At 56.2% G+C, this 14,772-nt stretch carries 14 protein-coding genes; 8 read left to right on the top strand and 6 right to left on the bottom strand.

Annotated features, from left to right (window positions below):
* Window positions 1-16: 16 nt before the first annotated feature.
* Together ACWKV4_RS02100 and ACWKV4_RS02095 are read right to left on the bottom strand one after the other, a co-directional pair.
* Complete coding sequence (locus ACWKV4_RS02100) at window positions 17-598, bottom strand: anthranilate synthase component II (protein WP_483830469.1); 582 nt, start codon at window positions 596-598, stop codon at window positions 17-19.
* On the bottom strand, window positions 595-2,064 hold the full coding sequence (locus tag ACWKV4_RS02095; protein WP_483830572.1) for an anthranilate synthase component I family protein: 1,470 nt from the start codon (window positions 2,062-2,064) through the stop codon (window positions 595-597). The genes ACWKV4_RS02100 and ACWKV4_RS02095 overlap by 4 nt, the downstream gene beginning before the upstream one ends.
* Window positions 2,065-2,717: 653 nt before the next feature.
* On the opposite strand from ACWKV4_RS02095, the gene ACWKV4_RS02090 reads away from it, so the two are divergent.
* From ACWKV4_RS02090 to ACWKV4_RS02060, 7 genes are all read left to right on the top strand, one after another.
* Window positions 2,718-4,067 carry a phenylacetate--CoA ligase family protein gene (locus ACWKV4_RS02090; protein WP_483830468.1) on the top strand — a complete coding sequence of 450 codons (1,350 nt, stop codon included), beginning with the start codon at window positions 2,718-2,720 and terminating at the stop codon, window positions 4,065-4,067.
* A gap of 11 nt (window positions 4,068-4,078) precedes the next feature.
* Window positions 4,079-4,624: an acetyltransferase gene (locus ACWKV4_RS02085; RefSeq protein ID WP_483830467.1), complete on the top strand. Its 546-nt coding sequence runs from the start codon at window positions 4,079-4,081 to the stop codon at window positions 4,622-4,624.
* Between the two features lies 1 nt (window position 4,625).
* Window positions 4,626-5,309, top strand: coding sequence for an iron-containing redox enzyme family protein (locus ACWKV4_RS02080; RefSeq protein WP_483830466.1), 684 nt, complete (start codon window positions 4,626-4,628; stop codon window positions 5,307-5,309).
* A 3-nt stretch (window positions 5,310-5,312) separates the two neighbouring features.
* Window positions 5,313-5,915 carry a flavodoxin family protein gene (locus ACWKV4_RS02075; protein WP_483830465.1) on the top strand — a complete coding sequence of 201 codons (603 nt, stop codon included), beginning with the start codon at window positions 5,313-5,315 and terminating at the stop codon, window positions 5,913-5,915.
* A gap of 15 nt (window positions 5,916-5,930) precedes the next feature.
* Entirely contained in the window at window positions 5,931-6,839 is a 909-nt protein-coding gene (locus ACWKV4_RS02070; protein WP_483830464.1) for a DMT family transporter, read from the top strand.
* Window positions 6,826-7,695 carry an alpha/beta fold hydrolase gene (locus tag ACWKV4_RS02065; RefSeq protein ID WP_483830463.1) on the top strand — a complete coding sequence of 290 codons (870 nt, stop codon included), beginning with the start codon at window positions 6,826-6,828 and terminating at the stop codon, window positions 7,693-7,695. Before ACWKV4_RS02070 ends, ACWKV4_RS02065 begins: the two co-directional genes overlap by 14 nt.
* Window positions 7,696-8,136: 441 nt before the next feature.
* A complete protein-coding gene (locus ACWKV4_RS02060) occupies window positions 8,137-9,210 on the top strand; it encodes an aldo/keto reductase (protein WP_483830462.1) in 1,074 nt (357 codons plus the stop codon).
* A gap of 49 nt (window positions 9,211-9,259) precedes the next feature.
* Here the strand turns inward: ACWKV4_RS02060 and ACWKV4_RS02055 are convergent, their stop codons facing one another.
* Window positions 9,260-10,015: an SDR family NAD(P)-dependent oxidoreductase gene (locus ACWKV4_RS02055; protein ID WP_483830461.1), complete on the bottom strand. Its 756-nt coding sequence runs from the start codon at window positions 10,013-10,015 to the stop codon at window positions 9,260-9,262.
* Window positions 10,016-10,274: 259 nt separating this feature from the next.
* On the opposite strand from ACWKV4_RS02055, the gene ACWKV4_RS02050 reads away from it, so the two are divergent.
* Window positions 10,275-11,177 (top strand): AraC family transcriptional regulator, encoded by a 903-nt coding sequence (locus ACWKV4_RS02050; RefSeq protein WP_483830460.1) that lies wholly within the window; start codon window positions 10,275-10,277, stop codon window positions 11,175-11,177.
* 39 nt (window positions 11,178-11,216) lie between these two features.
* Here the strand turns inward: ACWKV4_RS02050 and ACWKV4_RS02045 are convergent, their stop codons facing one another.
* The 3 genes from ACWKV4_RS02045 to ACWKV4_RS02035 all read right to left on the bottom strand — a co-directional run bounded on the left by ACWKV4_RS02045 (window position 11,217) and on the right by ACWKV4_RS02035 (window position 14,715).
* The gene (locus tag ACWKV4_RS02045; RefSeq protein ID WP_483830459.1) at window positions 11,217-12,410 is read right to left on the bottom strand and encodes an MFS transporter; all 1,194 of its coding nucleotides are present in this window, start codon (window positions 12,408-12,410) and stop codon (window positions 11,217-11,219) included.
* 69 nt (window positions 12,411-12,479) lie between these two features.
* On the bottom strand, window positions 12,480-13,316 hold the full coding sequence (locus ACWKV4_RS02040) for a DeoR/GlpR family DNA-binding transcription regulator (RefSeq protein ID WP_483830458.1): 837 nt from the start codon (window positions 13,314-13,316) through the stop codon (window positions 12,480-12,482).
* 52 nt (window positions 13,317-13,368) lie between these two features.
* Window positions 13,369-14,715, bottom strand: coding sequence for a GntT/GntP/DsdX family permease (locus tag ACWKV4_RS02035; RefSeq protein ID WP_483830457.1), 1,347 nt, complete (start codon window positions 14,713-14,715; stop codon window positions 13,369-13,371).
* Window positions 14,716-14,772: the final 57 nt, after the last annotated feature.

Raw genomic sequence — 14,772 nt, 5'->3', positions numbered from 1 at the left:
TTGGATATGCCTAAAATTAATTTACATAATGCCTAATAAAGCTTCGGAAAAGGTCAAAGCCATTTTCGGTGAGGATACTTTCAGGGTGGTATTGAACGCCTTCTACTGCTAAGTTGCGATGGCGAACACCCATTATGTAACCATCGTCAGTGGACCTAGAGGTAACTTCCAGGCATTGAGGTAGGTCGAGGTATTCGATCATCAGGGAATGATAGCGCGTGGCCTTGATCGGGCGGCCTCGAGTGTGGGCGTAGACGCCTTTACCATCGTTTTCTATTTCACTTACCTTGCCATGCATCACATGAGGAGCGCGGCCGACCTTGGCACCGAACGCTAGGCCGAGGGCCTGGTGCCCAAGACAGACACCCAGTAGCGGTAATCGACCTGCAAAATGGTGGATAAGCTCAATATAGCCAACATCCGCTGGATGCCCGGGCCCGGGGCCTAGTACACAAAAGTCAGGTGCGAATGCTTCGATACGTTGAATTAAGCCCGGTTGGTCATGCCGCTCGACACAGGTTTCTAGGCCAAGTTCTTCAAGGTATTGGCTGATGATGAAGACAAAGCTGTCATAGGCATCGATTAAGAAAGCTTTCATACGGCGATCTCCTTTCCAGTGACCGCGCGGTAAACGGAACCCATCTTGTATAGTGTTTCTTTCCACTCCATTTCAGGCGTCGAGTCTGCAACTACGCCTGCAGATGCGCGCAGATAGTAGGTGCCCTGGTTATGCACTGTGGACCGGATGCATAGTGCCGTATTGACGCTGCCATCGAAGCCGATCAGGCCAAGTGCGCCTGCATAGATGCCGCGCTGGTTGCTTTCCATACCTTCAATCAGCTCCATCGCTCTAATCTTTGGCGCACCCGACATAGTCCCGGCGGGGAAGGTTGCACGGATTACGTCGTAAGCATCCAGCCCTGGGCGGAGCAGTCCCCGAACATTCGATACCATGTGGTAAAGATGGGAATATTCTTCCACCAGCATGAACTCATCGACCTCAAGGGAGCCTGCCTGGCAGACCCGGCCAACGTCATTGCGGCACAAGTCAATGAGCATGAGATGTTCCGCACGCTCTTTCTCCGAACGTGTGAGCTCTAACACTAACTCGGTCGGGTCAACCCCCGGTTTCTTGCCCACTGTCCCGGCTATAGGGCGCATTTCGATCAAGCCTTCCTTGATCCTGACGAACAGCTCGGGACTAGCGCCGATTAGGTCAATACCCCCAACGTGCGCAAGGTACATGTAGGGGGATGGGTTTCGCATGCGTAAGCCCTTGTAAACGTCGAACGGCGCAATCTTCGATCGAATACGAATCTCATGGCCTAGCTGGATCTGATACACGTCCCCAGCACGTATATGTTCCATGGCCATTGCTACTCGATGATTGAATTGTTCAGGGGTAACAGTGCGTATTTCTTCGAATGCTTGCGGATAGCGTGGTGGTTGTTGCGCACCGGAAGGAATTGGGGCCTGTAGAAATGAATAGTCCTGAAGTGTCCGCGCGCTCCACAAAGGATGATTATTTATCAGGGTCTCAATCGTGCCGTTGCTGTAATAATAAATTAGGGTCTGGTAAACCGACAAAGCAATGAGCGGATAGCTATGGTTTTCTTCCGCTAGATTTGGCAGGCGCTCGATCAAGCGCACACTGTCATACGAAAAATAACCGAAGTAGGCCAGGCTATGTGGCGCGCTAGGCTGTGGCGCGAACAAGCCTTGAATATATCGCAACAAATCCCAGGCGGCTTCGTGGTCCCGAAGTTCAATCTGCAGGTCGGGATCTATCTTCAGACCATATTCGCGCAAACAGTCATAAATGTGCCTGCAAAGTTCGGGCTGACCGCAAAGGCGGGCCTGCCGTTCATCGATACAAACTTCAAAAAGTGGCTCAAGGCCAATGATGGTGGCACGGCGATCCCTGCTGGGGCCAGAAAGAGACTCAAGAATAAACACCGAATTCTGGCCGAATTTTGCAAGTGCATGCGTGTAGATATCAAGTGCATCGGCTGATTGACGTTCTTCATGACGAGTAACTTCCACGTCTAGTATATTTTTTTCCATTGCTATTGTCATTCCTAGATTCAGCAGTGCAAGCGTTTTCAATAGATACACCAAGAAATAGAAAATGCTTGGCAAAATTTAAATTGGCTGAGTAATAACTCATTGCTGGCCAACGGCTATTTCCGATTTTATTAGGGCTACCACCTGAAAATTGTACAGACTAATAGTCAGCAGGGCATGGCGCCGTAGGCTTCAGGATTTGGAAAAGAAAAACCGGCGGACGGCTGTTAGGCCACGGATACTGGCCGTCGCTGTATTAGCAACGCCAAGTATTACTCTTAAAGATAGCCAAGACGGCGCGAGAACAGCTATTAGGATAGCTCTTCAAGGACCGGATAGCAGAAAGGTAGTAATACATGTCGGATGTCTCGGTCTTGGTTGGGAGACTAAGTTTCTCGAAGTTACCAGCTCATATTTGATCTGTCAACCATCTTGAGGCTCATTGTCAGCGTTAAAATTAATCTAACTATCCAATTAGGTATTAAACTGTAACAGGTCCAGCAATAATAAGAATGCCATGCATGGTTAAGATTTCGCGAATAGCAAGAAATAGCTTTGCGCGCAACTGCGGAATACAACAGCTGTGTAACAAGAATTTCAGACATTAACGTACTGGTCGCTGAGCTTTATTTCCCTCGCCCGGAGCGCCAGAGATGAAAGAGCAACTGGACAATTTCAAGAAAAGATACGACCTGATTCATCATGCCTACTGGACTGATACGCTAACCGATGCTGCCCTAGCCGAATGGCATCAACAGCAACTGTGTAACGTGGTCAATCATGTTAAGAAAAATTCGCCATTCTACGCCCGGCACTTGGCTGAGATCGATGCCAGCAACCTGAAGCTGGATGCTTTGACGGCCTTACCATTTACCACCAAGAACGATTTGCGAAAGGCGGGCTTTGATATTTTATCTGGCCCTCTGGAGGATGCGATCTTTTACTACGAAACCACTGGCACTACTGGCCCGGCAACCCCTTGCCCAAGGGATCGCAAAGAAAGCCACGCCAGCAATCGTCAATTGGCCATGGCCTATCAGGCAGTGGTAGAAAAGCATTTTTCCGGTGAAAAGCCCGTGGTCGGCATCATGGGCCCAACTGAAGTGCACTCTTTTGGGGATACTTTGGGCGACGTTTGCACACAGCTCAATTTGTGCAATGCCAAATTATGGCCGCATTCCCCAGTAATTGGTTGGCCCAAAGCGCTGCAGCTGTTGAAGGATCTACGTATTGGTATTCTGGCGTCGGCGCCAGGTCTGTTGTTAGCAATGGCGAAGGAGGCCGAGCAACAAGGCTTCAACCCACGTGAAGACTTTAGCTTACGCGCGTTCATGATGAGCGGCGAGTTATGCACACCGGCGCTGAAGAACAATCTATTCAGCCTATGGGGAGCAGAAGCATACAACAGTCTCTATGGCTCGCAGGAGGCAATGATCATTGCAGCTTGTAATGCCAATGACCAGTTAGTGCCTCATCGTCTGAACTATCTCATTGAGGTATTAGATCCGGTAACCAGTCGTAGCCTTGGAGCAACCGGCGAGGGTGAGTTGTGCGTGACCATGCTGATTCCTGGCAGCAAGCCATTGATCCGATACCGTACAGGCGACTTGGTATCGATCCAACCGCGCCCAGGCTATCCTCAGTCCATGCGTCACATCGTCAAGATTGTCGGTCGGGTCAAGGACGCTGTACAACTGAACGATCGTGCGTTTTCTGCAGCGCAGATCGAGCAGGCACTGCTTGAAGGCGTCGAACAATGCCTTGGCTACCAAATTATCCTCAGCTGTGCCAACGGCCGCGACACTGTCATTGCCAAGCTTGAAATGTCGCGTTTCTTCGTAGGTGACCGAGTACGCTTGGTACTACTAATCAAAGAGCGGATGCGCGAGCGTCTGGGGGTCAATGCCACAGTCATGGTAGTGGAAGACCTGGCAGAACATGTGAACTTAGGTAGTTGGTTTAGTTGGAAAGAAGCACGCATTGTTGATCAGCGTAAAGGCTAGTGAGTGCAGTTATGGGCCTCTCCGTACGTGTAATTAGTGCTACCAACCACCTTTTTGAAGCCGTTAAGCAACTCCGGATGCTCCATCTAGGAGAAAATCCAGCGCAGGAGGATGATTACGAGCGCCGCGAGCAGTTGCGGGATGCACTTTCCTACCACTTAGTCTATCTGGACGACGGGCATGTGGTCGGCACACTCCGGATTACCCCGTTGGGGCACGGCCTAAGTTTCGTCGAGCGAACGGTTGATGTGCATTCGCATTTCAAGATGCCGACCGATGCTTTCGACGCCAACCGCTTGGTGTTGGATGATCGCTACCGCGGCGGCTGCCATCTGCGCACTTTTTTGTTAGAGGCGGCAATCTGGCTGAAGACTAACACCCACTTGAGATTCATCTCGGCGCTCTGCCGTGGGCAACTGACTGCTCTCTATGTTGGGCTCGGCGGGCGGGTGCTTGTGGACCAGGTTACCTGGGTAGGAATGCAGACAGAGCGTCGCTACAGCTTAATTTACTTGGAACTCGAATATGTTTACCACATCCTCAAAGGAGCCAATTGAAATGCGAGCATTTATCAAGGAACTTGACGCTATCGTTGAAGCGGGCTGGGCCCAGATTAAGCAGGGTAAGTACTGGAAGTTCAGCCTGTCCAATGCTACACCACCTGCGCTTTATCAGCAGGTGATGCTGCAGGTTTACCACTACACCCGTTACAACTCGCTAAACCAGGCTGCCTGTGCCTTCAGCGCAGCCCCAGATCAGACCGCGCTGCTTCGTTTCGTCTATAAGCACGCCTTAGAGGAACTGGGTCACGAGCGTATGGTATTGCGTGATCTGGAGGCTGTCGGTTTGCTGCCTCAGAAGATGCCGGCACCGCTGGCACCCACTCAGGCACTGATTGCCTTCCTAAACGATTTGGCTATTCGCAAGGGGCCAATAGCACGACTGGGCTACAGCTATTGGGCCGAGGACGTATATGAGCATATTCAGCCTGTACTTGACCGTTTTCGCGCCGATCTGAACCTCAACGACGAGCAGATGACCTTCTTCGTCGCGCATTCGACCATTGACGAAAAGCATGCTGAGGAGGTCCGCCTAGCCATGGAGCGTGCGGTCAATACCGAGGAAGATCGTCTTCAGATAAAGGAAGTTGCCCGCGTGACCTTATGGTTGACCGGGCAATTATTGGAGGAAGCGTTGAATACTTATCTAGCAGGCGAAGAAAAATCGAGGGAGGCTTCCTGAGCAATGAAACTGGCTATCATAGTCGGTTCAAGCCGGCCTTTTGGGGTCAGCGCACGGGTGGTGGCGCTGGTTCGCCGACACATGGGCGAAGAGGCTGATATCGAGGAGATCTGGCTCAAAGAATATCGTATCGACTACTGCGATGCGGACAATGCCTGCTCGACGAAAGATTGCGCCATACCTGACGATGTGGAGCAATTGGTATCGCGCTTGGACCGCGCGGATGCTTTGCTCTATGTGCCGGTCATGCATGCCTACGGGCTCAACAGCCGCTTCCAAGCATTCCTAGAGCGGGTAGGTTATGGATATATGCGCCCTCGCCAACGCCCGCTCCGCGACAAGCTCGCAGCAATTGCCGTAGTCGGGCGTCGCTATGGTCACACAACCGTATTCGCTCAAGTCGTCCTAAATGTGCTTTTGAACAAGATGATTCTTGTGGGATCGGGCTTTCCTCCCTGCTTCCAGACCCAATTGGTCCACGATCCAGAAGCCGAACAGGCGTTGTGCGAAACCTTAGACCGGCTCGTCGAGCACTATCGTAGGCTCAATGTAATCGACTCCCATAGGGCAAAGCGCAAAGCCTTGTACGCCCGACTCAACTACTGAAGCGAGATGTTCGCCATGTCATTAAAAGACTCCATCCTCGCGTTGCTAGTGGCTTTCCTATGGGGCGCCCAGGTTACCGCAGTTAAGATCGGCGGTGCTGAGTTGCCCCCGATTCTGATGGTCGCCATGCGTTACGCGATTATGGCACTGTTCCTAATACCTTTCTTAGGACGCTGCCAACGGACGCGGATTGTACCGATGACGGTAATCTCGACGGTGACAGGGACGCTGCACTTTGGCCTACTGTATTGCGGCATAGCTCGGGTGGATGCTTCAACATCAGCGATCATCTATCAGCTGGCCACCCCGTTCTCGTTGATCTTAGCCTGTCTGGTACTCGGCGAAGTACTAAAATTAAAGGTGATTGTGGGCATTGTTACGGCGTTTTCTGGTGTGCTGGTATTGCTCGCTAGTGATGAAGCCAACGCCACGCTCCCTGGTATGGTACTGGTCGCGCTGGCTGCCTTGGCGTTCGCTATAGGGTCGGTATTGACCAAGCGGATGGGGCCTCTGGATCCTCTGGCGTTGAATGCCTGGACGGCAATTGTCGCGGCGACGCAATTGTTACTCTGGTCCTGGGCACAGGAAAGTGAGCAGTGGCCCATGGTGGTAAGCGCAAGCACACAGGCCTGGTGCGCGATGATTTACACCGCCCTCAGCGGTGGCTTGCTTGGGTTTGGCCTTTGGTTTTGGTTGCTGGGGCGTAACAACATCCAACAGTTGGCTCCGTATTTGCTATTGGTACCGATCTTTGCAATTGCCGTAAGCCAGGTCCTGCTTGCAGAGGGTATTAGTCAGCGCTTGCTATTGGGAGCCGTGCTTACGCTCTTGGGGGTCGCGCTCTGCCAACTACGCCTGCCTACGCGTAACGTTCTTAAATCTGCGGATAATCATGACCAGGAGCCGCTTGATGAACGTCGTTGATTGTTTACTACTTACGGCACTACGTAAGGTTAACCGCTGGCGTGTGGCGCTGAAACTGCGGCGCTACGGACGCCTGGCTTATCTAGAAAGTAGGCCCCAGGCGGGACCCAGCCTAGTATTGCTTCATGGTCTGGGTGCTAGCAAGGATCAATGGGGCCCAGCGGTAAGCAAGCTTGCCCGTGAACACCATTGCCTGTTCATTGACCTGCCGGGGCACGGGGAGTCTGCTCACTCGCCCAAACAGGCGCTTGGGCCGCAAGGAATGCTTACCGAGCTTGAAGGCTTGCTCGACTGGTTGTCGGCACGCCCTATCGTGTTAATTGGTAGTTCGCTGGGTGGTTGTGTAGCGGCGCTCTATGCCGCTAAGAAACCTGAGCGCATCACGGGCCTAATACTGTTGGCCCCTGCCGGGCTTGGCGAAGCAGCCTTGGGCCCCGCTCTGCAGGCACAAGAGATGGACTTCGGCTATCGTACGGTCGAGGAAATGCAGCGTTTCTGGAGCTTCTTGTTCGTACAGCCTCCCCAAGTTCCCGGCTGCCTTGCCCGTGCATTGGCCGCCAGCGGCCGAGCCAGATACGCAACTGTTCAGAAAATAGTTGCCGACACGCGACAAGAGGGGCTTGATCTACTGAGCGAGAGATTGCCGTACATCATCTGCAATACGCTAGTAATCTGGGGCAGCGACGATCAAGTATTTTCTACCGATATGCTAGCGATAATATTAAGGCAATTACCCAACGCTAACGGCAAGATTATTGAGCACACAGGGCACGTGCCTTACCTAGAGCGTGGCAGTGAGGTTGTAGCAGTCATCATGCAATTTTTGAAAGGTTTGCCTGAGCGGAAGGTTGGTTAATACTCAAGGGGAGTATGAACGGTTACTTGCCGCGTCCTATAGTACCTATTGATCGCTTATGTCTAAAGCAGTCGGACGTTTACGGCTTAGGAGTGGACTAGAACGATTGGGTGAATCTCCCAATATGACATCGACTCGCGTCTGTACCTATTAGAATATCCCCTACAATATATTCTATACATGAGGATTATGGACTGTCGACGGTGTTCGTAGCGGCTTCCGTCTGCATTAATCCGGGTGATTCTGAAGCCAGCCTCATCACGTCGATGTATCAGGCTACCAAACTCTACGGCTTGTAATGCTTGTCCAGATGAGCAGATCATCATCCCCTACGAGCAGACCCGGTTGAACGATTAAGCGCCCCAGGCCGTCGGTACTGGAGAGTGGGGCATCATGTGCCTGGTGCCTCTCTCCTTGATTCACGCATTAAAGGAGAACCCTATGAAGTATCGTGCGCTAGGCAATACCGGTTTACTCGTATCCGAGTTGGTCGTGGGAACGGTCCCCTTTGGTGGGCGAGGAAGTTTCGAAAAAACGGGCAGCGTAGATGCCAGCCAAGCGGCCCGCATGTTTGACCTAGCGTTCGACGCCGGTGTGAATATGGTGGATACGGCAGACCTGTATTCCCATGGCCTGGCGGAAGAGATCGTCGGCCAGGCGCTGGGTGAGCGGCGCAATTCCATCATTCTCGCCTCCAAGGCCCGCAGCCCCATGAGCGAGAACCGTAACGACAGTGGCGCCTCTCGCTACCACCTGATTCGTGCCTGCGAGGCCAGTCTCAAGCGCCTTGGCACTGACCATATCGACCTGTACCAGATCCATAACTGGGACGGCGTTACTCCGGTGGAAGAAACCCTGGCGGCCTTGGATCACCTGGTGCAGAGCGGCAAAATCCGCTACTTCGGCACGTCCAATTACACCGCTTGGCAGATGATGAAAACCCTAGGCGCGGCGCGCTTGAATGGCTGGCAGCAGCCCGTTTCCCAGCAGATTTACTACACCCCGGAAGCACGCGAAGCCGAGTACGAGCTACTGCCCATGGCGCTCGACCAAGGCTTTGCCACGTTGGTATGGGGGCCGTTGGGCGAAGGGCTGCTGACCGGCAAGGTACGCCGTGGTCAGCAAACCCCACCGAACACCCGCCAGGGCAGCGACTGGCCAGAACCCTACGTTCACGATCAAGAGCGCGCCTACGACATCATCGAAACCCTGATTCAGGTCGGTGAGCGCCACGGCTGCTCCATCGCCCGTGTCTGCCTGGCTTGGCTCAAGGACCGCCCTGGTATCACCAGCGTGATCACCGCCGGGCGCAACGAGGAGCAACTGCAAGACAACCTCAAAGCCGTGGAGCTGGTACTCGATGAGCAAGACTACAAGCAAATTGAACAGGCTACCCGCTTGGCGCCCCAGTACCCCTACTGGCACCGAATCGCCGCTGGCATGGACCGCATCGACCCCGCTGAAGCGCCTTTCCTGGATCTGTACCGGGAAACCATGAGCCAGAACAAGAAGTAAGCCTCTGCCCCCGAGGCTGCGGCATGCAGGTGCCCTACCGTCTCGGTGGCTAGATGGACTGGCCGCCAGAGGCTTCGATGCGCTGCGCGGTCACCCAACGGTTGTTCGGGCTGAGCAGGCTTGCCACCACCGGGCCGATATCGTCTGGCATACCTACCCGCCCCAGCGCGGTCATCTCCGCGAACTGTTTATTGAGCGAAGGTATGTCGCGTACGGCACCACCGAGAAAGTCCGTCTCGATCGCGCCTGGGGCCAGAGTATTGACCGTAATGCCCCGCCCGCCGAATTCCTTGGCCATGTACAGGGTAAGCACCTCGACCGCTCCTTTAGCGGCCGCGTACGCGGAGAACCCTGCCATGGAGGTGCGGGTCAGCCCCGATGAAAAATTTATGATACGGCCACCGTCATTCAACAACGGTGCCAAAGCCTGAGTCAGGAAAAACACGCCTTTAACGTGGGTGTTAAACAGCGCGTCGAATTGCGCTTCGGTGGTCTCCAGCAGCGTGGCCATTTCGCCCTGGCCAGCGTTGTTGATCAGGTGATCGAACGTAGCACGCTGCCAATGCTTCGCTAAGTGCTGGCCCACCTCTTCAGCAAACGCCCGGAACGCGCCCACATCGGTCACATCCAGCTGGAGCGCCACGGCCTGGCGGCCCATGGCGGTGATCGCGGCCACTACCTCCTGGGCTTCTTCCACGCCCTTGCGGTAGGTAAGTATCACATCGCCGCCACTGCGCGCGATAGCCAGCGCAGTGTTGCGGCCGAGCCCACGGTTGGCCCCTGTCACGATAGAAACGGTCGTCATGGTTTTCCCCTTGTTAAGTGGCGAATAAAGGTGCTGCAACAATGGCGCCTAAAAGGCCTGGCAGGCTGCCTGATCATTGAAGCGCCTTGCCTGTTCAGCCAAGGTTGCGCTTGCCTAGGCATGGTGTGGCGAAGCAAGAGGCGAGGGCGGTAGCGGGCTTGCCTATTCCTGCAAATGCCTTGCGGGATTATCCATTTTGATTGCGTACCTACGCGTTGAGCGCTGCAATACGCCGGATTGGCGCAGCAGGGGATAACTTATGAACGAGCTTCTTGAAGCGGCCAGCCGTTATGCGGATGCCAACCACCGGGCTGGCGTAGCGCTCACGCCCTTCGCTGGCGTGGTTGTCCTCAGAGAAACCCAGCCCACGCCATTGCTCTACGCCATCTCCAAGCCGCTGGTGGCCTTGGTGTTGCAGGGCCGAAAACGTGTATCCATGGGCAATGACACTGTTGAGTTTGGTGCGGCGGAATCGTTGATCATTTGCGCCGATGTGCCAACGGTCAGCCAGGTTACCCACGCATCTGGGAGCGAACCCTACCTGGCCTTGGTGGTGGAGCTTGACCAGGCCTTGATAGAGTCGCTGGTGGTCGAGATAGGGTCAGCCCCCTTCAGTGTGAATCAACCGCTGAGGGTCGAGCATACGGAGGCCGAAGTCGCAGACACCGCGCTACGCTTGCTGCGTCTTCTGGATAAACCGGCGTCGATCGGCATCCTGCAAGCCCAACTGCTCAGAGAACTTCACTACTGGCTGCTGTCAGGGCGCCACGGCGGTGCAATCCGGGCCCTTGGGGTTACCAGCAGCCATGCCTATAGAATCAGCCGCGCCACCGCGTGCATTCGCGAACACTTCGCCCGGCCGTTGCGCATGGAGCAACTGGCGGAGGTAGCAGGCATGAGCCTCTCTGGGTTCCATACCCATTTCCGAATGATTACCTCCCTCACGCCGTTGCAATACCAGAAGCAACTACGCCTGATCGAAGCCAGGCGCGCACTCCTCGAAGGCTTGCCCATCGCAAAAGCGGCCTATGACGTTGGCTATGAAAGCATCCCGCAATTCACCCGAGAGTACGGGCGCCTGTTCGGCTTACCTCCCGCAACGGACATTCGCCACGTAAAGCTGAGGCGTTCGGCTGCGCGGTCCCACCCGAAAACGTTTTAAACAGGCCATAGCAGGCGCACCCCCGGAAATAAGGGTCCGTTATAGCTTCGAAGGCTTGCTTATCGACCCCCCAAGCACATACAAGCCACCGCCCACGATCAAGAAGGCCGCCAGTACGTAGAACATCGCAATGGGCGGCAGGTAGGCCAGGGAGATCCCGCACACGATAGGCCCCAGGGCGGCGCCAAGGTTGGAGAGGTTCTGCGCGGCGTAATACATCCCTCGCAAGTGCATTGGGGCGATGCGGTCGATAAACATATATTCGGCGGGGAACACGATGATCTCCCCCAGGGTGAACAGCACCATGGCCAGGGCCCAGGCGAGCAGGCTGTTGGCCATGGAAAACCCGACCAAGCCGGCCAGGAACAACGCGAGCCCTGCCATTAGCCACTGGGTGAGGTAGCGCTGGTCGATACGTTTGCCCAGCCAGTATTGCAGGGTAATGACCACGCCCCCGTTGACCGCCAACAATATGGTGATCACCGAATACACGTGCTGCGCGTCGGAGGTCACCACCAGGTACTGGGACAGGTAAGCCGCGAACTGGCCGAACATTACCGCGCTGAGTATGCCGCCGAAGGTGAAGCACACCAGGCGCCTGTCCTTGAGCAGCACCTTGCCCACCTGGGCGAATGAAAAGGGGCTCACGTTTGAGGGGGCATGGGCCAAGCCACGGTCTGCACAGGCGGCATACACGCAGAAGAACAAAGTGCCCAGCGCCGCCGATATGATAAAGGGCAGCTTCAAGCTTACCCCCGCCAACCCCGCACCAATGAACGGCCCCACCGCGTAGCCGATGTTGATCAGGGTGTACCGCATGGAATACACACGGCTTTGTTCATGGCTAGGCAACAACCGCCCGAAGGTAGCCTTGGCGGCCACGTCGATCACCGAGTAGGCGAAGTTGAACAACACCAGCGACAGGAAAAACACCACCAGGCTCGGTGCCAGGCACATGCCCACAAAGCCCGAAATAAAGCAGCCGGTGAACGCCAGGATCAAACGGAAAGGCTTTAACTGGTCGGTCAGGTAACCGCCGTACAGGCTCAGCAGCGAGCCTGCGATCATCGCACCCCCCACCAAGGCGCCTACCTGCGAGACCCCCATGGCGTAGTGCGACGTCAGGTAAACCACCAGGTAGGGCACAGTGATCGCACGGCCCATGGTCAACAGCAACCCACTGGCCAGCAGCAGGTTTACATCCAGGGGGTAGCGTTTGAGGGCGGCGATCATGCTGCATCCTTGCGGCGGAGGGTTGCTCGGATCCTATACCAGCCACCCTCCAGGCGCTACAGCGGTTGGCTAACCCGCTTCGAGGGTGTCCATGGGCGAAGGCTCGACCAAGTCCAGCACCAAGCCCTGCCCCCGAATGCCTAACGCGGCAGCTTCCGCCAGAGCGGTGTCAGTGATGATCAAATCGAAGCTTTCCAAGGGCGCGATCTTAAAAGTGCCGAAGGTGCCGTACTTGGAGCTGGTAGCGATCAGGACGGTCTGGGCGGCAGAGTCCAGGGCAGCCTGCTTGACGTCTACCTTTGACGCCGAGGGGGTGGTGATGCCGCGCTTCAGGTCCCAGGAGCTGGCGGAGATAAACGCAATGTCCGTGGCCACGCGGCGCAAGGTGGCAGCGGCCAAGGGGCCGACGCTTGAACGGTTGGGGTGGTCCAGCTGGCCGCCGGTATGAATCACCTCCACTTCAGTAGCGTCGGCCAGGGCCTGAACGATGGTGAAGTCATTGGTGACTACCGTCATGCCCCGGTGCTGGCGGATGTACGGCACCAGCGACAGCGTGGTAGTGCCGGCGTCCAGGTAGACCGTCATGTCCGGGTGCAGCAGGGCCGCGGCCCGTTGCGCCATGCCCTGCTTTTGCGGCAACTCGGCCACCGCCTTGAGCTGATGACTGGGCTCGCTGCTCACTTGGCTGGCAATGCGCACACCCCCGGGCACCGAGTAGGCCAGGCCATCGCGCTCAAGGATGGCGATGTCCCGGCGTATGGTCATGTGCGAGCACTGAAACATCTCGGTGAGCTGATGCACGCTTAGTACGTGGTGGCGGCGCAATTGCCGCCACATCAGCTCGCGGCGCTGATCGGGGATGATCGGGGCGCCATTGCTCACTGCGTTTTCGTCTTTGTTCGGCACGTACCGGGGCTCCAGGTGAACGGCCCCGACAAGCGGGGTGCGGCCAATGATATCAACGAATCACCGCCTCGATCAGTAACACACCGATCAGCCCGATCACCGACTGCAGCGAGAGCATCAGGGTCCAGGTACGGAAGGTCTGGGCCACGCTCAACTGGAAGTACTCCTTGAACAACCAGAAGCCTGAGTCGTTGACGTGGGACAGCATGACCGCGCCGGAAGCGGTGGCCAGCACCAGCAACTCTGGAGACAGCTCCGGGTGGACCAAGGCGAGCGGGGCAACGATTCCCGTGGCCGCGACGGTGGCCACCGTGGCTGAGCCCACGCAAATGCGCAGCAGGGCGGCGATGCCCCAGGCCAGGATCAGCGGGTTCACTGGCCAGCCAGAAGCATGGTGGGTAATCAACTGATCCAGCTCGATGGAAGTCAGCATCTGCTTGAAGCCGCCACCCGCACCCAGAATCAGCAAGATGGCACCCAGCGGCGCCAGGCCCTTGTTGGCCATCTTGCCTACCTGGCTCAGGTTGAAACCAGAGCGCAGGCCCAGGGCGAAGAAGGCGAAGATCACCGCCGCCAGCAGGGACAGGATAGGGTTGTTCAGCGAGCCGAAGAAGCCATAGGCAGACGTGCCTTTGGTGGTGTAGGCCATGCCTAGGGTGCCGATCAGCATCAGCCCTGGCGGCAGCAAGACCGAGATGATCGACAATGCCAGGGATACCGGGCGCGCTTGGGCGTCTTCAGTGGCGCCCACGGGGCCTGCGGACAGGTCTGGAGCCGGGCCGAACCAGCGGCTGATGGCCTTGGTAAACAGCGGGCCGCAGATGATCGCGGTGGGCACGGCGATCAGCAAGCCATAGAAGATGGTCAGGCCGGTGTTGGCATGGAACGCGGCCACCGCCAGCGTGGGGGCCGGGTGTGGGGGCAGCAAACCGTGAGACACATACAGCCCTGCCGCCAGGGGCAGGCCGATGTACAGCAGGTGGGTGTTGGTGCGCTTGGCCACGGTGTACACCAAGGGCGCGAGCATGATGAAGCTCACGTCGAACAGGTGCGGCATGCCGATCAACAGCGCTGCGGCGCATACGGCCCAGGGCGCGTACTGCACCGGCCGCTGGCCAATGAAGGCGTTGGCGATACGGTCGGCGCCCCCTGAACCGAGCAAGATGCCGCCCAGTAAGGTGCCTAGGCCGATGACCGGGCCGGTTTTAGCCAAGGCGCCGCCAAAGCCTTTGGCGAAGCTTTCAACGGTTTCGTTGGCACCCACGCCCGCTACCAAACCCAACCCTAAGGCGGAAAGGGTAAGGGCGAGGAAGGGGTTGAGCTTGAGCTGGGTGATCAGAAGGATCAACGCCACGATGGCGCCTGTGGCCATCGACAGGGTAAGCAGTTCACTGGTCATAATTGTTATGGAACTCTGCTGGTAAAAGTAGGCGCCTAGCCCGGCGCCCGTGGGGTA

Source organism: Pseudomonas artemisiae (assembly GCF_057128685.1).
The sequence above is the reverse complement of the archived record's forward strand: the minus strand, read 5'-3'. Positions and strand labels throughout refer to the sequence as shown.